Source organism: Niastella sp. OAS944 (genome assembly GCA_024809215.1).
Taxonomy (GTDB): Bacteria; Bacteroidota; Bacteroidia; order Chitinophagales; family Chitinophagaceae; genus Niastella.
Genome location: JANUBW010000005.1, coordinates 393,494 through 411,928, shown reverse-complemented (window position 1 = coordinate 411,928; position 18,435 = coordinate 393,494). Strand labels below are relative to the sequence as shown.

Annotated in this window: 16 protein-coding genes; 9 read left to right on the top strand and 7 right to left on the bottom strand. The window is 44.4% G+C overall.

Annotation, left to right across the window (positions count from 1 at the left end):
• The first annotated feature begins 5 nt into the window (after positions 1 to 5).
• The 7 genes from GGD38_RS22390 (at position 6) to GGD38_RS22360 (ending at position 9,618) form a co-directional block, all read left to right on the top strand.
• Positions 6 to 1,667, top strand: coding sequence for an endo-1,4-beta-xylanase (locus GGD38_RS22390; protein ID WP_375301433.1), 1,662 nt, complete (start codon positions 6 to 8; stop codon positions 1,665 to 1,667).
• 261 nt (positions 1,668 to 1,928) lie between these two features.
• Complete coding sequence (locus GGD38_RS22385; RefSeq protein ID WP_375301432.1) at positions 1,929 to 3,593, top strand: glycoside hydrolase family 43 protein; 1,665 nt, start codon at positions 1,929 to 1,931, stop codon at positions 3,591 to 3,593.
• Positions 3,594 to 3,861: 268 nt separating this feature from the next.
• The gene (locus GGD38_RS22380) at positions 3,862 to 4,647 is read left to right on the top strand and encodes a uracil-DNA glycosylase family protein (protein WP_375301431.1); all 786 of its coding nucleotides are present in this window, start codon (positions 3,862 to 3,864) and stop codon (positions 4,645 to 4,647) included.
• Position 4,648: 1 nt separating this feature from the next.
• Positions 4,649 to 6,328, top strand: coding sequence for an amidohydrolase family protein (locus GGD38_RS22375; protein ID WP_375303878.1), 1,680 nt, complete (start codon positions 4,649 to 4,651; stop codon positions 6,326 to 6,328).
• A 312-nt stretch (positions 6,329 to 6,640) separates the two neighbouring features.
• On the top strand, positions 6,641 to 7,699 hold the full coding sequence (locus tag GGD38_RS22370; protein WP_375301428.1) for a saccharopine dehydrogenase family protein: 1,059 nt from the start codon (positions 6,641 to 6,643) through the stop codon (positions 7,697 to 7,699).
• Positions 7,700 to 7,815: 116 nt separating this feature from the next.
• Positions 7,816 to 8,709 (top strand): DUF1338 domain-containing protein, encoded by an 894-nt coding sequence (locus GGD38_RS22365; RefSeq protein WP_375301427.1) that lies wholly within the window; start codon positions 7,816 to 7,818, stop codon positions 8,707 to 8,709.
• A 168-nt stretch (positions 8,710 to 8,877) separates the two neighbouring features.
• A complete protein-coding gene (locus GGD38_RS22360) occupies positions 8,878 to 9,618 on the top strand; it encodes a ThuA domain-containing protein (protein ID WP_375301426.1) in 741 nt (246 codons plus the stop codon).
• Positions 9,619 to 9,673: 55 nt separating this feature from the next.
• Here the strand turns inward: GGD38_RS22360 and GGD38_RS22355 are convergent, their stop codons facing one another.
• The 4 genes from GGD38_RS22355 to GGD38_RS22340 form a co-directional block, all read right to left on the bottom strand.
• Positions 9,674 to 10,111, bottom strand: coding sequence for a hypothetical protein (locus tag GGD38_RS22355; protein WP_375301425.1), 438 nt, complete (start codon positions 10,109 to 10,111; stop codon positions 9,674 to 9,676).
• Between the two features lie 46 nt (positions 10,112 to 10,157).
• Positions 10,158 to 10,763, bottom strand: coding sequence for a hypothetical protein (locus GGD38_RS22350; protein WP_375301424.1), 606 nt, complete (start codon positions 10,761 to 10,763; stop codon positions 10,158 to 10,160).
• 64 nt (positions 10,764 to 10,827) lie between these two features.
• Positions 10,828 to 11,799: a YeiH family protein gene (locus tag GGD38_RS22345; protein WP_375301423.1), complete on the bottom strand. Its 972-nt coding sequence runs from the start codon at positions 11,797 to 11,799 to the stop codon at positions 10,828 to 10,830.
• A 53-nt stretch (positions 11,800 to 11,852) separates the two neighbouring features.
• Entirely contained in the window at positions 11,853 to 12,749 is an 897-nt protein-coding gene (locus GGD38_RS22340; protein WP_375301422.1) for a LysR family transcriptional regulator, read from the bottom strand.
• Between the two features lie 117 nt (positions 12,750 to 12,866).
• Here GGD38_RS22340 and GGD38_RS22335 point away from each other — a divergent pair, with 117 nt between their 5' ends.
• Positions 12,867 to 14,030 (top strand): alpha-hydroxy-acid oxidizing protein, encoded by a 1,164-nt coding sequence (locus tag GGD38_RS22335; protein ID WP_375301421.1) that lies wholly within the window; start codon positions 12,867 to 12,869, stop codon positions 14,028 to 14,030.
• A gap of 56 nt (positions 14,031 to 14,086) precedes the next feature.
• Here GGD38_RS22335 and GGD38_RS22330 read toward each other — a convergent pair whose 3' ends face one another.
• The gene (locus GGD38_RS22330) at positions 14,087 to 14,869 is read right to left on the bottom strand and encodes a hypothetical protein (protein WP_375301420.1); all 783 of its coding nucleotides are present in this window, start codon (positions 14,867 to 14,869) and stop codon (positions 14,087 to 14,089) included.
• 491 nt (positions 14,870 to 15,360) lie between these two features.
• Here GGD38_RS22330 and GGD38_RS22325 point away from each other — a divergent pair, with 491 nt between their 5' ends.
• On the top strand, positions 15,361 to 16,050 hold the full coding sequence (locus tag GGD38_RS22325) for an ATP-binding cassette domain-containing protein (protein ID WP_132562949.1): 690 nt from the start codon (positions 15,361 to 15,363) through the stop codon (positions 16,048 to 16,050).
• On the opposite strand, the gene GGD38_RS22320 is transcribed toward GGD38_RS22325, so the two are convergent.
• On the bottom strand, positions 16,031 to 17,152 hold the full coding sequence (locus GGD38_RS22320; protein ID WP_375301419.1) for a glycosyltransferase: 1,122 nt from the start codon (positions 17,150 to 17,152) through the stop codon (positions 16,031 to 16,033). The two genes, GGD38_RS22325 and GGD38_RS22320, sit on opposite strands and share 20 nt — an antisense overlap.
• A gap of 3 nt (positions 17,153 to 17,155) precedes the next feature.
• Positions 17,156 to 18,241: a glycosyltransferase gene (locus tag GGD38_RS22315; RefSeq protein WP_375301418.1), complete on the bottom strand. Its 1,086-nt coding sequence runs from the start codon at positions 18,239 to 18,241 to the stop codon at positions 17,156 to 17,158.
• Positions 18,242 to 18,435 lie beyond the last annotated feature (194 nt).

Sequence of the window (18,435 nt, the reverse complement as noted above, 5' to 3'; positions counted from 1 at the left end):
TTACAATGAAACTACTTAATATATTATGGTCTGGCACTTTGGTTGCGTTGTGCATTGCAAGCTGCCGGAAAGATATTAATTACGATCCCGATACCATCGATGCCGATCTTTCCCTTACCCTGAAGTCCGCAGCACCGTTTCCGTTAGGCGTTGGCGTTGGGTACGAAGAATTTATTGCCGGTGGCAAATATGCCGACATCATAAAATCGGAATTTTCTAACGTTACTGCCGGTTATGTAATGAAACACGGGGCTATTGTACAAAGCGGTGGCATTTACAACTTTGCCAAAGCCGATGATTTTGTAAGCAAAGCGAAAGCTGCCGGTTTAGATGTATATGGGCATACGTTGTGCTGGTTCCAAAATAACAATGGTAATTATTTACGCTCATTGGTAAATGCAGGGGTGGCAACGCCGAACCCCAGTATTATGGTAAACGGCACCTTTGAGGCTGCAGGCAGCGGTACGCCATTTGCTAACTGGGAAATAAAGAATGGTACCGCATACATAAGTGCCGGCACTGCTGCCGGTGAAATGTATGAGGGTAGCACTTCGTTAAAAGCGGCAACCCCTACGCTTAGTCCCAACAACGAATGGAGTTTGCAAATAGCAAGCGATCCCATAACCACGACAACCGGCACTGAATATAAAGTTCGCTTTTACGCTAAAGCTGCCGCTGCCGGCGGACAGTTCAGGCTGTCGACCATGCTTGGGGCAGCTTCTCAGTATTCTGGTAACTTTTCAATTACAACAAGCTGGGCGCCTTATGAGTGGAAATTTACTGCTGATGGCACCAGCAAACGCGTTGTATTCGATTTGGGTAAAATACCCAATACCTATTATGTAGACAGTGTAAGCGTAACCCTGGCCAATCCGCCCGCTTCGGGTGCTACCTTTGCCCTGCAACAATACCGTGTTGATACCACTTTAAAGAACTGGATCACAGCTTCGGTTACCCACTTTAAAGACAAGGTACATGCCTGGGATGTGGTGAACGAACCGTTGGATGATACCGGCGCTGTACGCTCCGGCACCAGTGCCAGCGACGCCTTCTTTTGGGGCGATTACCTGGGCGACCGGGACGCATCAAAGAAAAAAGTAGCCAATGGCGATAGCATGGTGGCCAAGGCCTTCCGTTATGCCCATGCTGCCGACCCAACCGCTAAATTATTCCTGAACGACTATGCGCATGAAAGCAATGGCCGCAAACTCGATAGTCTTATTGCATTGATAAAACGGTTAAAATCAGCCGGCGTGCCAATACATGGGGTAGGGTTGCAAATGCACATGAGTTACCAAACGCCAACTACCGGTATTGATAATGCCATTTTGAAAATGGCGCAATTAGGCTTGCTGGTAAAGATCACAGAGATAGATATAAGTGTGAACCTGGGCGAACAAACCAATCCCGAGACTGCCAATTTTGTTTTAACACCAACCATGTTGCCGCAGCAGGCTGCTAAATATCAGTATGTGGCAGAATCCTACATTCGTAATGTGCCAGAGGCGCAACGTTATGGTATAACCGTGTGGGGCGTGAGCGATTCTGATAGCTGGTTACGCAACCGGTTACCATACCATACAAAAGATTACCCCTTGCTGTGGGATGAAAGTTATAATAAAAAACAAGCATACACCGGGCTCCTTACCGGGCTGCAGTTAAAGTAAAAACGGGGGATGAGCAACCAACCTGTTAGGGCAGAGTGCCTAAGCCGTGCCCTGTTCTGACAGGTTTTTTGTTTAATAGGCAAGACCTGTAAGGTCCATCATCGGGTCATGCATTTTTAGAATGTTGTCTTGGACCTGACAGGTCTGCTATTAGTCGACCTGTCAGGATCGCAAAAACCTAATAATTAAGCAAGCTCAAATGGCGAACCTACAGGTCTTCCCTTTCTTTCGTAAATTAGCATGAACTACCACTACTTGTCAATGAAAAGAATCCTTCTAGCAACCCTGGTTATCTGTCAACAACTCCAGGCTCAAACCGCAAAGGTCAACAACCCCATCCTCGCCGGCTTCTATCCCGATCCATCTATTTGCCGGGCGGGCAACGATTACTACCTGGTAAACTCTACGTTTGTATATTATCCCGGCCTGCCCGTCTTTAAAAGCAACGACCTGGTGAATTGGGAACAACTGGGTTTTGCCATGGACCGGCCCGAACAACTCGATCTCGATGGCGATCCTATTGGCAATGGCGGCTTATATGCCCCTTCCATCCGCTTCTATAAAGGCACTTTTTACATTACCTGTACCAACGTAGGCAAAGGCGGCAACTTTATCATTACAACAAAAAATCCAAAGAACGGCTGGAGTAATCCTGTGTTCTTACCAGCGGTAAAAGGTATTGACCCTTCCATGTTCTTTGACGATAACGGAAAAGCATACATTGTATATAACAGCGAGGCCACCGATAATAAACCCCAATACGATGGGCATCGTACCATAAGGCTATACGAAGTTGACCTGGCAACCCTGCAAACGACTGGTGAAGAAAAACTATTGGTGAACGGCGGTACAGATATTACGAAGAAACCTGTTTGGATTGAGGGGCCGCATATTTTCAAAAAAGAAGGTTACTATTTTTTAATGTGTGCCGAGGGTGGTACCGAGTTTAATCATTCAGAAGTGATCTTTCGCAGCAAAAAAGTAGATGGTCCCTATGAACCCTATAAAGACAATCCTATTCTTACCCAGCGAACTTTAGATGGCAACCGCAAACGCCCAGTAACATCAACAGGCCATGCAGACCTGGTGAATGCCAGCGATGGCAACTGGTACGCCGTATTCCTTGGTTGCCGGCCTTATACCGGCAATCATTACAATACAGGGCGCGAAACGTTTATGACAAAGGTGGAATGGAAAGATGGCTGGCCCATCATCTTAAACAGTAATGAGCCCGTGCCTGCTAAAATAAGTTTTCCAAACGTTAGTGCAAAAACTCCATTGCCTTATAGCACCGATTTTCATTTTAAAGATAATTTCAAAACCACTACACTAAGCAACAGGTACCAGTTTATACGCACAGTGCGTGAACCCTGGTACCACATCAATAGCGTATCCGGGTTGCTTACTATGCAACTAAAACCTTTAACGGTGCAGGATAAAGGCAATCCTGCATTTATCGGTTACCGGCAATCGCATCTACGCGGTTATGCTGCTACTGCGTTATCGTTTACTCCAGCCAGTGAAAATGAAAAGGCCGGCCTCATAGTATTTCAAAACGAAACTCATTATTATTATCTCTGTCAGTCGATGGTTAATAACCAGCCGGTAGTACAGTTATTCAAAGGCCCGGGTAGTGCAGACGGCAAACCACAATTGTTAGAAACATTTAAAATACAAACCAGCAGTCAGCTTCCGTTGCAGTTAAGGATTCAAACAAACGGCGATGCCTATTCATTCTACTTTGCCGAAAAAGGCAGCCCCGTTTGGCGCCTGTTAAAAGAAGGTGTTGATGCAAAATTCCTAAGCACACAAACTGCTGGTGGCTTTGTAGGCTGTATGTATGCTATGTACGCTACATCAAACGGAACGCCCACCTCAAACACGGCCGTATTCAGCTCTTTCGAAAGCAAGGGGAACGATGACTGATAGGTGTTTTCATTAATATCATAACGAAAATCAGTAAAACTACGGTTGAAATAAAACTAACAAGTTAGTAGCTTAGCTAACTAAGATTCCCATCCACGGCCTACATCTTTTAATGAACTAGCGAACCTGTTCCCGGTTCCCTGTTTCCGGTTTCCCGGGGCTCGGCCCTTAATCTATTTGTATTTCCCGGCAACAGGTAACTGGTAACCGGTAACTGATTTTTTCATCCGCACCCGCTTCATTTTATCACCGTCAAACTTAATAGACAATGCTCCAATTTGACAAAGGGCCTGGTGTTGCGTTTGCTAAACACTTCGCCGCGTTGCCCGATCATGATGCAATCAAAGAACATTTTTGGTACGATTGGGGGCCGGTATTTTATCGTGGCCGGCTCGATGGCAGTGCAAAGATCATTTGTGTTGCTTCTGACCCCGGCCCAACGGAACGTATAGCTGGCAGAAACCTCGTTGGTAATGCCGGCCAGCGGGTACAGGGCTTTCTGAATAAAATTGGTCTTACCCAATCATATGTTTGCCTTAATGGATTTGCGTATGCATTATTCCCCAGCCATCTTAGCGATGGCATAAAACTCATAAGCCGCCCGGAGCTTACCGCCTGGCGTAATAAGTTATTCAACATGCTGAAAAAGCCTTCGCTGCAAGCCGTGGTGGCCTTTGGCGCTGTTGCACAAAAAGCGGTGCAGTTATGGGATACAAAAGGTAACATCAAGGTGTTTGAAACTTATCACCCCAGCTATCACTCCGGTGGTGCAGCAGGCGAAAAGAAAATGCTTACCGATTGGAACCGCGTGGTAACCGGGTTGCGTGATATTATTACACCCGATGATGGCGCAACTACCAACCTGCCTTTATATGGCGCTAAGTTTGCCGAGCAGGATTATGCGGCCATTCCACACCTCGATCTGCCTTTTGGTTTACCCGATTGGTTTGGCAACGATGCCTTCTTTAGAAAGAATCGTGGTATGAACAGTGTTAGCAGACCTTCACCCGACGACCGACACACCCTTGAATGGAAAGCCCCCAAATTCAGCTGATATGCCCAACAAACCTTCAAAGCCCCCAATAGACCCGCTCGAAAGCGCACGGTATGGCTTACATGGTACTATTGTTACCATGGCCGGTCCCAATGAAATTATTAAAGGCACTATCTTTATCAATGCTGCACGTATTGAAGCCATCATCCCCGATAGCAAGCCAATACCGGAAGCGTTAACAGATATACCGGTGTACAAAACCAGGGGCACTATTTTTCCCGGGTTTATTGAGTTGCACAATCACTTAAGCTATAACTGTTTGCCCATGTGGAATGTGCCTAAGAAATACGATAACCGGGCACAATGGAGCGGTATTGATCCCTATAAACAGAACATTAGTTATCCCATGAACCTGCTGGGAAAAACTAAAGGATATGTAGAAGCGATTGTAAGGTATGTTGAATGTAAATGCCTGGCCGGTGGTGTTACTACTTCACAGGGAATTATGTTGTTCAGCAATGCAGGTATTAAGAAGTATTACCGGGGTATAGTGCGCAATGTGGAAGAATCCGGCGATGCCGGTCTGCCAAACGTTGATGCACATATTCCTGATATCGTTGCCCGCGATGCCGAAAAGTTCTCGAAGCAAATACAAAAAAGCAGCTGCATGTTGCTGCATTTAAGCGAAGGCACCAATGCATCGGCCCGCAAACATTTCGAAAACCTAAAGTTCAACGAAACGGAGTGGGCCATTGGTCCGTCGCTGGCCGGTATACATTGTGTTGCACTGCAAAAGCAGGACTATACCGTTATGAAACAAAAAGGCGCCAGCATGGTATGGTCGCCATTCAGCAACCTGCTGTTATACGGACAAACAGCTGATATAAAAAGCGCCAAAGAAAGCGGTATTACCATTGCATTGGGGAGCGACTGGAGCCCCAGCGGCAGCAAGAATATGTTAGGCGAATTAAAGGTGGCAAAGCTATACAATGAAGCAAATGGTAAGTTGTTCAGCGATTATGAGCTTGTGGCTATGGCCACCATCAACGCTGCCCGTATTATAAAATGGGATAAAGAACTGGGCACACTCGAAAAAGGTAAACGGGCCGATGTGGTAGTAATAAACGGGCAGGGGAGCGATCCGTTTAAAACGCTGTTACAGGCATCGGAAAAAAGTATAGCATTGGTTGTTGTAAATGGAACGCCGCGTTTTGGTGATGCTACACTGATGCGAAAGTTTGGTGGCAGTGGTATGGAACAAAAGACCATTGGCAAGAAAGCGAAATTATTTAACCTGAAACAAACAACGCAAGACCCGGTAGTAAGTGGCCTTACTTTAGCAGCCGCTACAAAACGGATGAAAGATGGTTTGCTTAATATTCGAAAACTGGCCAATAATTCGTTGCCGTTACGTGGTATGTTAGATAAACAGGGAAATCGTTTTCTGGTACCACTAAAAGCGCAGCCCGAAGCGAATGCCGAACCCGAATGGGTGTTGGTGCTCGATCATAATGAAGATGAGGGCGAAGCGGTGCGGCCTAACTTTGATCCCATGGCAAAACATGGCCTGCCATTTAAAAAGATAGCGCCCATGGAAATTACTGCCGATGTGTTAGTTCCAATAAAACTCGATACCCTTACCGTAGCAGGCGATAGCGCCTTCTTTAAGCAGGTGGCGCAACAAATGAATTTGCCTGAATATATTAAGACGGGGTTGAAGAAGATGTATGCGGATTTGTAAATACAGCTGAAAGCTTAAAGCCTAAAGCTGAAAGCAAATACAGGTCCGCGAATTGTCGTTATTCTTCACTAATTGCGTTTTTCTGCATTTGGCGTTTTAAGCAGCTTTGAATATATTCGCCTGGTGAACGAACATGTAAAAATATTCTACTCCTACCTCGCTTTTCTGCGAAGTGCATGTGCCAACGTGCCATAGTCTTCATGTTGTTAGTACATTTCTATTCTAATTTGTTGCTTATATTTAATTGACATAAGGCCTTTAGGCTGGTTGATTAAGCTATATTTTAATTATTTAATTAACTCATAAAAAGTTATGCAAAATATTGCCGTTATCGGACTGGGTAAAGTGGGTTCGCTGGTAGCCACTTTGCTGAATGATGTTTTTACTGTTACCGGTGTTGATCAAAAGGCGCCCGAAGGTCTTCCGTTTAAAATAGTAACCGGAAATATTCAGGATACAAAATTTATCGAAGACCTGTTGAGTAAACAAGACGCAGTGGTGTCGTGTTTGCCATACAATTTAAACCTGCCGGTTGCAGAAGCTGCCTTTAAGACGGGCATTCATTATTTCGATCTTACTGAAGATGTACCCACTACCAGCGCTATTCGTAAAATGGCTGAAACCTCAAAAGGTGTTATGGCGCCGCAATGCGGACTGGCCCCTGGTTTTATTGGTATCGTTGGTGCCGATCTCTGTCATCGGTTTACCAAATTGCGCGATGTAGAGTTGCGTGTGGGCGCCTTACCTCGTTATCCCAATGGATTAATGGCTTATTCTTTCACCTGGTCGCCGGCCGGTGTTATAAATGAATATATAAACGATGCCGAAGTGATACACAATGGTATTCGTAAAATGGTGCCTTCGCTCGATGGTATTGAACAGATAAATATTGAAGGGCAGGAGTTTGAAGCGTTTAGCACCAGTGGTGGTTTAGGTACATTATGCGAAACCCTGGAAGGAAAAGTAGACACGCTTAACTATAAAACCATTCGTTATCCCGGTCATGCCCGCCTGATGCGTTTTTTATTATATGAACTGATTTTGAAAGACAAGCGTGAGCTAACTGAACAAATACTAACAGAAGCCAAACCGCCGGTGCGGGAAGATGTGGTATATGTTTATGCGGTAGTAGAAGGCTGGAAAGGGCAGGAGCTGGCCCGCGAAGAATTTTACCAGGCATACCATCCTATTACTATTAATGGTAAAGAATGGCGCGCCATTTCATGGACCACCGCCGCCTCTGTAGCCGCCGTTGTTGAAATGGTTGCCAATAAAGAATTACCGCAGAAAGGATTTATTAAACAGGAAGAAATACCATTTGAGAAGTTTCTTAAAACGAAGAATGGTAGCTTGTATGCAAAGAATCAATAGCTGTTACCTGTTACCGGTTTCCGGTTGCCAGGGGCGCGGCCTACAAGGCTTTTGTATTCCCCGGTAACCGGTACCTGGCAACCGGCACCATTTACATTCAATCAACGAACTTAATTATGTCTTCAACACTAGATAAAGTACTGGACGGACTTATGTCCCGCTACAAAGAACGCGTTCCCGATGTATCATCCATTATCAATGCCATGATAAAGGAGAATATTATACAGCAGGCGGCCGATATTGAAAATGACCATATTGCATTTAGAACAATGGGTGTGCCGCACCTGGGCATCCAGTCGTTGGAAAAGATCTTTTTACATTATGGTTATCATAAGCGCGACTATTATCATTTTGCTGAAAAGAAATTGGATGCATATTGGTATGCACCGCCTTCGCCTCAATACCCAAGAATATTTATCAGCGAACTGCGGGTAAAGGACCTGTCGCCCGAAGTACAGCAGATAATAACCAGCTATACAAACGAAGTTACTGCCGATCCCGTTGATCGGCTCAATCTCGATGATGCCCACGCAGTAGATCAGTTCCTGCACAGCGGTTTGTGGCGGTTACCCACATGGAGCGATTTTGAAACGTTGGGTAAACAAAGTGAGTATGCGGCCTGGGTTATTTACAACCGGTATTACCTTAACCATTTTACCATTAGCGTACATAACCTGAAGGATGGATATAATACCATTGCCCAATTCAATGAGTTTCTCGAGCGTAATGGATTTACGCTGAACAATGCAGGCGGGAAAATAAAGACCAGTCCCGATGGTGGTTTACTACAAAGCTCAACAGTGGCAGAAATGATAGATGCTCAATTTGCCGGTGGCGATGTGCATTCCATTTCAGGTTCATATATTGAATTTGCCGAACGGCGCATTTTGCCGCAATATGCGCATTTGCCCAAAGACCAGATTAGGCGAGAACACCGACGCGAAGGGTTTGAAGCCGGTAATGCCGATAAGATCTTTGAGAGCACGTACAGCTCTCAAACGAATAGATAAAAACCGGGTGGTTGCCCTTTAAGGGCAACTCACCCGGAATGTGCCAGGGTGAGCCGCTTTGCAAAAGCGACTCACCCTTTTCATTACTGTTATGCAACTTTTCAAGCGCAAATTCCGACTTCTCTGTATCTTTCAGCACCGGATAGATATGTAAAAAATAATCATATTATGAAGACAACGAAAGCGGCCCATATGAAAGTAGTTTTAACTGTATTCTGTTTATTATCCTTCACAATAGTTTCCCTGGCAAAAGACAAAGTGCTCGTATTCTCAAAAACGGCTGGTTTCCATCATAAGTCCATCGATGTGGGTGTAAAAGCCATTCAGGACCTTGGGCTGAAATATAATTTCGAGGTGGATGCTACTACCGACTCAACAAAGTTTGTGTACAGCAACTTAAAGAAATATGCTGCCGTGATCTTTTTAAACACCACCGGCAATGTGCTGAGCGACGAACAGCAAAAAGCATTTGAACAGTACATTAAGGCCGGTGGCGGTTTTGTTGGCATACATTCGGCAACCGATACAGAATACGATTGGCCCTGGTATGGCAACCTGGTAGGTGCGTATTTTGTAAAACATCCGAAAATTCAGGAGGCTGTGCTGGCGATCAACGACAGTACGAACATTGCTACCAAACATTTACCCCGTCCCTGGAAGCGTACCGATGAGTGGTACAATTTCAGGTATGTGGCCACCGACCTGCACGTATTAATTACTATTGACGAAAGTTCCTATACTGGTGGCACCAACGGGGCCAGCCATTATATGGCCTGGTATCATAACTACGATGGTGGCCGCGCGTTTTATACCGCATTAGGCCATACCGACGAATCTTATGCCGACCCGTTGTATCTGCAACATTTATGGGGAGGAATTCAATATGCAATGGGGAAGGTGAAAAAGTAGTATAGAAGATATTTAATCGCCCGGCGGTTTCCTTTTAATGTGGAATTGCCGGGCGTTAAATTTGTACTCGTTTTTTGCGAAGTATTACTAATGCTGCTATATAGCCAACAAGTAGAATTTGCGTAATTATAAGAACCCAGGTGGCTATAGGTAAGAGTTGAATTATTGTTCGGGCATTTTCAAACATTGCTTGGTTGTATTGCCGGTATTTTAATAGTACGGCGGGGAACTTGATAAAGAAATAAGTTGAAGTGGTTGCCAGAAAGTAAATAATAAACAATATCCAGTTTAATTTGCTGATCGTTTTCAAATACAACCAATATCCGATCACTGCAAAAAACAGGGTCATTATTATTACCAGCACCCAGGAGTAGTAAGCAGGATATACAGTAGTATGCCAGCCAGGCCCAACGCTTGCGGCAGAGCCGAAGAAGTAAATCAATGCTATCAATAGCACGATAAGGAATGCAATAAGGAAATAGGCCTTTTTCATATTATTACAATTACGGCAATAAGTAATAATGAGGTTAGTTTGGTTATTAATATTCGTTTAGCCATTTATGATAAGTTGGGTACATTTTTTCGAACCAGCCAACACCGCCAACACGATTGACCAAAATAACGTTATCAACCCACCCACAATAGGCATCGGGTATCCAGGCAAAGAGCAGCCTGGTCTCAGCAATTTCCGTTAAATAAAACCATGTATCGATCGGAGGCAGGTCATACAGGTCGAACAAATAATAAGATTCAAATTCGCATACCCCGTCAACATCGGTAGCGTCAATCTGTGTAACAACAATACGGCCTTTGTATTTGGCGTCAGGGGCTAACCCTTTCAGACATTTTTCTTTGTATGCCATTTGATCTCGGAAAAACGTATTGATGTATTCACCTTCAACAACCGGATCAATTGTCCAGCGCGCAGATTTTACCATCTCTTTGTCAGTGTCATTGCCCGTTTGAAATTCTTCAATGCCGAATTCAATTACTTCCACCCCATCGATCTGGGGAATAATAGTTCTGAATACAGACGCTACATCGGTCAATGCTTCATTGACAACTATATTACGCTCTTGTATATCGCAATACAGTTGTGTTAGTAATAAATTCTTTCTGAATGTATCAGCGTCAATATTCAACATAAGTATTTGTAATGCCTGGCCAATATAACACAAAAGCTCAATGGCTAAAAGCTCCTTAACAAATTTATAAGTATAAAATTGCTGCCAATGTACCCACCGAAACAATCAGCCACAAAATAAGCCCCTGCAGTACCGGTTTTAACCCAACATGTCGCACCGATTTACCACTCAGCCCACAACCTATCAGGAACAGTGTAACGGTCAAGACCGATCTTGAAATGTTTAAGATATAATTATTGTAATGCTGTATAGCCGGGAAGAATGTGTTCAGGCACATAGCTATTACAAATAACCCAATAAACCAGGGGACCTTTATCCTTGTTCCCTTGTTTTTAAAAATGAAGGTGCTGATAAACGCAAGCGGAACAATCCACAATGCCCGGGTAAGTTTTACCGTTGCTGCAATATCCAATGCCTGGGCGCCATACTTGCCGGCTGCGCCTATAACAGAACTGGTATCGTGTATGGCAATGGCGCACCAAAGTCCGAATTGCGTTTGGCTTAAATGCAGGTAAGCGCCTATCATCGGAAATAACACCAGTGCACTGGCATTTAAAATGAAAATAGTAGCAAGCGCAATACTTATCTGTTTTTCTTTTGCTTTTATAACGGGCGATATGGCGGCAATGGCGCTTCCGCCGCAAATAGCGGTTCCAGCAGCAATAAGAAATGAAGTTTTGTTATTGATTTTAAAAAGCCTGCCTAAAAGGTAGCCCATAAGCAAGGTGCCTGCAATAGTAAATACAGTGATCTGTATGCTTTCTTTCCCGGTTTGTAAAGCAGTAGTAATATTCACCCTAAACCCTAACAACACTACTGAGGTTTGCAAAAGCAAATGCGATACCTTATGATTTAAATGCAAATAGGGGTGGCCAACAAATTGTGCAATGATCAAACCTAATAATAAAGCCAGGGGTGCACTGATAACTGGCGAGATGCAAAAGATCAGTGCCAGTAAAAAGATCAGCTCCCGGGTAGTAATGCGTTTGTCTAAAAATCTACGTTCTTCTTTCGGTGTAACATTTTCCGTTTCCATGGCACAAAGTTCACAAACGGATGAGCGAAAGAGAAATGAATACTATTAATGTGCTATAACTTAAAGTTATTAGAGGATATGAATTTCATAAACAGTTCGGTTAGGGACTGATTATCTCCCTGCTGTTTTACAAAGTAAAATGCGCGTTCTATATGCAAATCTCTTATGTCGATAATGGTAAGCTCATTGCTTTTAAGTTCTTTTACTATTGAGTGAATGGAAAGAAAAGCAAAACTATCGGAGCTGCCTAAGTACGATTTAATGCTTTCTGTACTTTCAAGTATCATTTCTACTTGTAACAGTGCCATCTTTACACCTGCCTTTTTCAATGCAGCAGCAATTACTTCCTGTGAGCCGGAACCCTGCTCGCGCATCAGCAGAGGTAACTCCTTTAATGCCGCCAGGGGAACAGATTGCTTTTTAAGTAAAGGATTGCCGACACGGGTGCAAAGCACCATTTCATCTTTTAAAAAGGTGGCATATTTAAGTTGTGGACGTTTCGACTGGCCTTCTATAATGCCGAAATCAATTTTGTTAGCGATAAGGGCATTCTCAATGTACTCGGTATTATTAGTGGTGAGGGCAATTTTTATATCGGGAAATTTTTGTTTAAACGAAGCCAGGTACTTAGGTAATACATATTGCGCCACGGTGGTACTGGCGCCAATCCGCAGCGTTCCTTTTACATTTTCATTGATGGCCGCCAGGTCAACTTCTATATTGCGATAAATTGCGAAGAGTTGTTCTGTATGCGCCAGCAGGGCCGTGCCTGCAGACGTAAGTTTTATTTTAGTTCCATTGCGTTGAAATAACTGGGTCTTGTAGTAGGTTTCTATTTCGTGGATATGTTTTGTTACCGCCGGTTGGGTAATAAACAACTCTTCCGCCGCTTTGGTAAAATTCAATCTGCGGGCAACGGTGTAAAATACTTTTAATCGAAAATCGAACATGGGGTAAAGATAATTTGCTCATTAATAAGGAATAAAAATATTAATAGAAGGCATAAGGAGCAGGATGCACTCCTGTAATAATGAACTATTTTTGCGCAATTTGAAACCAAATCGTCAATGAGTAAACAAGTTGCCCAGGTGAAGTATAATACCAGTTATCCTTCCATTGAAGACCTACGAGACAAAGCCAAAAGAAAAATCCCAAAATTTGCCTTTGAATACCTCGACGGCGGATGTAATGAAGATGTAAACCTGTATAAGAACACGGCCGAGATCAGGGAGGTGGAATTAGCGCCTTATTACCTGAGCAAACACACCGGTTCGAGCCTGAAAACCGAGCTTTTCGGTCATGTATATGACGCCCCGTTTGGTATTGCGCCCGTTGGTTTGCAGGGGCTTATTTGGCCCAACTCTCCGCAAATTCTTGCCAAAGCCGCCCTTGAACATAATATTCCCTTTATACTTAGCACCGTTACTACTGCCGATATTGAATCTATTAGTAAAATAACCGAAGGCAGGGCCTGGTACCAGTTGTACCATCCTGCCGAAGATGAGGTGCGCGATGATATTTTAAAACGGTTGGAAGCAGCCCAGTATCCCGTGCTGGTGTTGTTGAGTGATGTGCCTTCTTTTGGTTTCAGACCAAGGGATATTCGTAATGGACTGGCCATGCCGCCCCGCATGACGCTTAGAAATATTCTTCAGATCATGGGCCGGCCTGAGTGGGCTCTCAAAACCCTTATTCACGGTACGCCTAATTTTGCCACCCTGAAGCCTTACATGCCAAAAGGGCTGAACATGAAGCAGTTGGGGCTGTTTATGAACCGTACATTTAAGGGCCGGCTGAATGAGGATAAAGTAGCTGCCATTCGAGATAAATGGAAAGGTAAAATTGTGGTGAAAGGTATTGCTACCGAAGCCGATACCGAAATGTGTATCAGGCTGGGCATGGATGGTATCATTGTTTCGAACCATGGCGGCCGCCAGTTAGATGCAGGTGAGTCGGCCATTCATTCAATGTACCCGATCGTTGACAAGTACAAAGGCAAAATAAAGATCATGATGGACAGCGGTCTGCGTTCGGGCCCCGATGTGGCCAGGGTGTTGGCTTCCGGCGCCGATTTTACCTTTATGGGCCGTTCCTTTATGTACAGCGTTGCGGCGCTGGGCGATGAAGGGGGTAACCACGTGATCTCTATGCTGAAAACGCAATTACTTCAGGTTATGGACCAGGTGTGTTGTGCCGAAGTTGGCGATCTGCCAAAGCATTTGATCAAATAATTTCTTTTTGATTATAAAAGGGAAGTTCTTCGCCAGCCGGCGGGGAACTTTCTTTTTTATACCACTATCAACACCTTAGCCCCGCCCACATATTTCTCAGGAACTATAGTATCACCCTTCAATTTCCCAAAAGCTACACCCAGCGCCACCATGATACTACAATCGGCCGGCTTGTTTGCCGGCATTCCCTTTAATATAAGGGTGCTTGCAGAAGCAGGGGCATTTACGGGTAGCCAATCGCTTTGGGCATATTCAAAATATGATCTCTCTTTATACTTAAGCATGTACCCATGTTCGGTATAACAAATGTCAGGCACCAGTCCGGCAGTGCCAATAAACCTGAAATATGGGTAATTACCGGGCGACATAAAGTTAATGCCGGGCACCAGGGCTGGTAGGTCTATATGCACCTGTTCGCCCTGCAGATTGCACACGACCGGCGTTCTTACAATTGTTTCCAGCAGGTAGCGCCGGTTCAGGGTAAACCCTTCAAGCAGCCGGGGTTGTTTTGTTAAAAGTACATGACGTTTGCCCCAGCCGCTGGTGGTATCCATTTTTTGAATGGTGCGCAACAGGGCGTTAAGCGGTCCTACTATGTTATAATCTGCCAAAAAAAGTAAAGGGTGCAAATAACTTTTTATAGTGGCAGCGGCCAGCGCCCGGCCGCCAAACTCCATGTTGTTCCGGCGGGTGTTCTCAAAGTTCTTTGCGTTCTTTACCTGCTTCTTTGAAGGGCCGCCTTTTCTGCGAATAATGATCTTGTCTGACCCCCGCATTTTATAAAAACTCAGGTTTTGAACAGAACCGGTTAACTGAATGGTACCCTCAAGCTTTGCCATATGCTATGGTTTTAATGGTAATGTAAAAGGTTAGCGTAATGCATGAACAATACTTATTATATAAACAACTAAATGATATGATAGTACTAAGCCGTAGATAACTTCTATTTAATAAAACAGGGGATATATAGGAGTTATATACGGGATATATAGGGGATATCTACGGGATATCTATTTTTCTCCTATGAAGAATAGGAGGGATTCTCCTATAAATAACCAGGGGTTATATAGCCCGCGCGCCTGCCTTGTTAACCCGTCAACCAGTTAACTCGTCAACTTAAAATTGCACTCATCAGAAATTAACAATATATTAGTGGCTTGCCAGGGCCGTTGCTAACCAATAAATTACCCGCTATAACCCGCTGGGTTTGCTGACCTTGAAAATCCCTAAATCGCTGAGTTTATTAACATTGAAACTCCTAATTGTGGTATAACACAAAATCCATAACTGGGGCGAATTGCTTATTTTTGTTACAACTTAACGGATCAGTATGCAGGAGAACATCATTGACCTAAAGCACGTAAATATCTATCAGGGGAATAACCTTGTTTTACAAGACGTAAACTTCAGAGTTCAAAAAGGGGAATTTGTATACCTGGTTGGTAAAACAGGCACCGGCAAAAGCAGCCTGTTAAAAACCATGTATGGCGACCTGCGCCTGAAAGAAGGCGATGGCACTGTAGTTGGCTTTAACCTGCGCGATATGGACTGGAAGAAAGTGCCCTTCCTGCGCCGGAACCTGGGCGTTGTGTTCCAGGATTTTCAGCTGTTGACCGATCGTAATGTGAACGACAACCTGCGTTTTGTGCTTCGCGCTACCGGCTGGAAGGATGAAAAACTGATGGACGAAAAGATCCTTGATGTGCTTGATAAAGTTGGCCTCAAAGCAAAGGGCTTTAAAATGCCATTTGAGCTAAGCGGCGGCGAACAACAACGTGTTGATATTGCCCGCGCCCTGCTCAATTCGCCCAAACTCATACTGGCCGATGAGCCCACCGGTAACCTCGATCCCGAAACGTCAGACGAGATCATGCAGCTGTTGTTCCACATCAGCCGCGATTATGGTACCGCCATTGTAATGGCTACCCACGACTACATCGTTATCAATAAATATCCCGCCCGCACGGTTCGCACCGAACGGGGACGGGTTATTGACAATGCTAAAATATCCATTGAATAAGACGCTGCGCATTGCGTTTGTTATCGAATGTGGAAAGCAGTAATGTTTTCCGCAAACGAATTTCTTCTTCTGCAAATGGCTGCCGGTACAATTGCATGATCTGGCTTTTAAAGGCAGTGGCATTAGTACCTATATGGCAGGCACTTTCTAACCCCGTGCTTTGAACCGTAGCTTCATTTACAAGGCAATGCCGCCCGTTAAAAAGCGCATTCAATAATTTAAGTTTAACCCCTGTTGCATTAAAGGAGGGCAATATATTTATTTGCGCCTTGCCAATCATATCCTGCATTTCCTGTTCACTTGGGTCGGCCACCAGGCAGGCATTACCGTATTTATTGGCAATACGTTGAAGTTTGGGCGAAGGTCCTTTACCAGCTATCACCAACGGAACCTTTAGATCGTTGAATACTTTCTTCATTAACCAAATGGCAGCTTCTTCGTTTTCGTTCACCGACAGGTTACCGTGGTATAAGCAAAAACAACCCACACCTTCGGGCGCCGATATTTGGGTATAGGGAAGAAACACCGGCAGAGTAGCCACCTGTTTGGCGCCAAATTCCTTGCGATAGGTATTGGTATCCTGCTCCGACACCGCAAGTACCAGGGCTTTATTGGCAATGTTCTCTTCGTAATGTTTCAACAGCCGGCTCTCGTTGAGGTAATACATTTTTTTGAAAAGCGAATGGCTGCTATGAAATAACTGCTTATAATATTTATACTCTACATTATGCAGGCGAAGCACCATTTTGCGGTTGTTGAACCGCTCATCCTGTAACAGGTATGTACAGTGTACGCCTTCGAGTAAAATGGGGTAACTGTCCTTCAATAACCGCTCTTCGAGCAAAGCATTGGTACGGCTGGCTACTATATAAGGCAATTTGTGCGAGAAGCCTTTATGGCCGCATTGGCGCGGATAGTAATATACTTCGGCACAATATTGCTCCAGTTCTTCCTGCTGGCTGCGTTTGTGCTCAAAACAATGTAAATGAATACGGATGCCTTGCTGATACAGCGCTACCAGTTTATAAAAAAGATCAAAAAAACCGCCATGATCAACAGGGTAGGGTACGTCGAATGAAATGATATGTAAATGCTTTTCCACTGGCTAGAATATGTTTTTATATAACTCCAATAACTTTTTTTCCTCTTGCTGCCAGTTGATGGCTTCGCGCGCCTTTACACAATTTTGTTGCAATTGATAATATAAATTTTTGTTATTCAATAGTTCATTTAACCGCTCGGCCAGCGATTCCGGCCGCAGGTCATTAGTAAGAACAGCTATATTGTACTTATTGTTTATTTCTTCGTAAGCCGGATATTTCACACACAACTGGGGCAGGCCGGCATGCAGATAATCAAAGAACCGGTTGCCCAGGGAATGGTAATTGTTCATGCCATTATTTTCAAAAAGCGTTACCCCGGCCCAGGCCTGTAACGTATATTCCCGAAGTTCTGCGGGTAGTATTCTTCCCTTAAAAATAACTTTCTCGTGTAGCCCATGTTCCTGTACCAGTTGTTGGGCTGCCTGCATAAAATTGCCATCGCCGCAAATGATAAGCCGGGCATTTACGTATTTCATGGCCGGTATCAGCGTTTCAAAGCTGCGGCCTTCATTAACAGCTCCCTGGTATAAGATATACTTTTCGGGTTTATCGGGTATGGTAAGTGGTTGCAGTACCGGAACGTTGCGCACCACTTCATACTGTACCTTGTACAAGCGCTGAAATTCCTTTGCTATCGCGTCGTTAACCGTATACCCATGTTTGAAGTTGGGAACGGTGTGTTTTTCTACCCACTTCCAAATACGGTATATGGCCGGCCGGGTAACCACTTCTTTCATTTCGCAAAACAGTTCATGGGCGTCGTAAACCCGGGGTATACGTTTTAGCTTTGAAATATAATAAAAGGGAAGAATGGTATCAAGATCAATGGCGCATACGGCATCGGTCTTTTTAAATAATAAATAGAAGAACAGCCGCAGGTTATACTCCAGGTAGCTTAATTTGCCGGTTTTGATAAAACAAAAAAGCCTTTTTTGGCTGAAGGGACGGGGAACCAGGGCAGGAGTGTTGGCCCAGCGGCGCCCAATAAGGGTTACCGAATAACCACCTTCGGCCAGGGATGTGCAAATTCTTATCATCCGCTGGTCGTAATTGAGGTCGTTGGTAACGGCGAAAACGAGGTGTTTCATGTGGCCGGGAAAAGGGTTAGTAACTTATATTGGGTTGAAAATTAATGATTTTACTATAAAAAAACGGTTTCATGTTCCGGGTTTCATGTTGCAGGGCCGACTATTGAAACCGCTGTGCAATTGCATTATGCTGAACCAGGCGGAGTTCCGGATTAGTAACCCCCTGAAACCTGTAACTTGCAACCTGTAACCCG

What these genes read in the sequence shown, in the direction of transcription:
- GGD38_RS22390 (WP_375301433.1), top strand. Translation starts at nt 6, where the DNA reads ATGAAACTACTTAATATATTATGGTCTGGCACTTTGGTTGCGTTGTGC.
- GGD38_RS22385 (WP_375301432.1), top strand. Translation starts at nt 1,929, where the DNA reads ATGAAAAGAATCCTTCTAGCAACCCTGGTTATCTGTCAACAACTCCAG.
- GGD38_RS22380 (WP_375301431.1), top strand. Translation starts at nt 3,862, where the DNA reads ATGCTCCAATTTGACAAAGGGCCTGGTGTTGCGTTTGCTAAACACTTC.
- GGD38_RS22375 (WP_375303878.1), top strand. Translation starts at nt 4,649, where the DNA reads ATGCCCAACAAACCTTCAAAGCCCCCAATAGACCCGCTCGAAAGCGCA.
- GGD38_RS22370 (WP_375301428.1), top strand. Translation starts at nt 6,641, where the DNA reads ATGCAAAATATTGCCGTTATCGGACTGGGTAAAGTGGGTTCGCTGGTA.
- GGD38_RS22365 (WP_375301427.1), top strand. Translation starts at nt 7,816, where the DNA reads ATGTCTTCAACACTAGATAAAGTACTGGACGGACTTATGTCCCGCTAC.
- GGD38_RS22360 (WP_375301426.1), top strand. Translation starts at nt 8,878, where the DNA reads ATGAAGACAACGAAAGCGGCCCATATGAAAGTAGTTTTAACTGTATTC.
- GGD38_RS22355 (WP_375301425.1), bottom strand. Translation starts at nt 10,111, where the DNA reads ATGAAAAAGGCCTATTTCCTTATTGCATTCCTTATCGTGCTATTGATA.
- GGD38_RS22350 (WP_375301424.1), bottom strand. Translation starts at nt 10,763, where the DNA reads ATGTTGAATATTGACGCTGATACATTCAGAAAGAATTTATTACTAACA.
- GGD38_RS22345 (WP_375301423.1), bottom strand. Translation starts at nt 11,799, where the DNA reads ATGGAAACGGAAAATGTTACACCGAAAGAAGAACGTAGATTTTTAGAC.
- GGD38_RS22340 (WP_375301422.1), bottom strand. Translation starts at nt 12,749, where the DNA reads ATGTTCGATTTTCGATTAAAAGTATTTTACACCGTTGCCCGCAGATTG.
- GGD38_RS22335 (WP_375301421.1), top strand. Translation starts at nt 12,867, where the DNA reads ATGAGTAAACAAGTTGCCCAGGTGAAGTATAATACCAGTTATCCTTCC.
- GGD38_RS22330 (WP_375301420.1), bottom strand. Translation starts at nt 14,869, where the DNA reads ATGGCAAAGCTTGAGGGTACCATTCAGTTAACCGGTTCTGTTCAAAAC.
- GGD38_RS22325 (WP_132562949.1), top strand. Translation starts at nt 15,361, where the DNA reads ATGCAGGAGAACATCATTGACCTAAAGCACGTAAATATCTATCAGGGG.
- GGD38_RS22315 (WP_375301418.1), bottom strand. Translation starts at nt 18,241, where the DNA reads ATGAAACACCTCGTTTTCGCCGTTACCAACGACCTCAATTACGACCAG.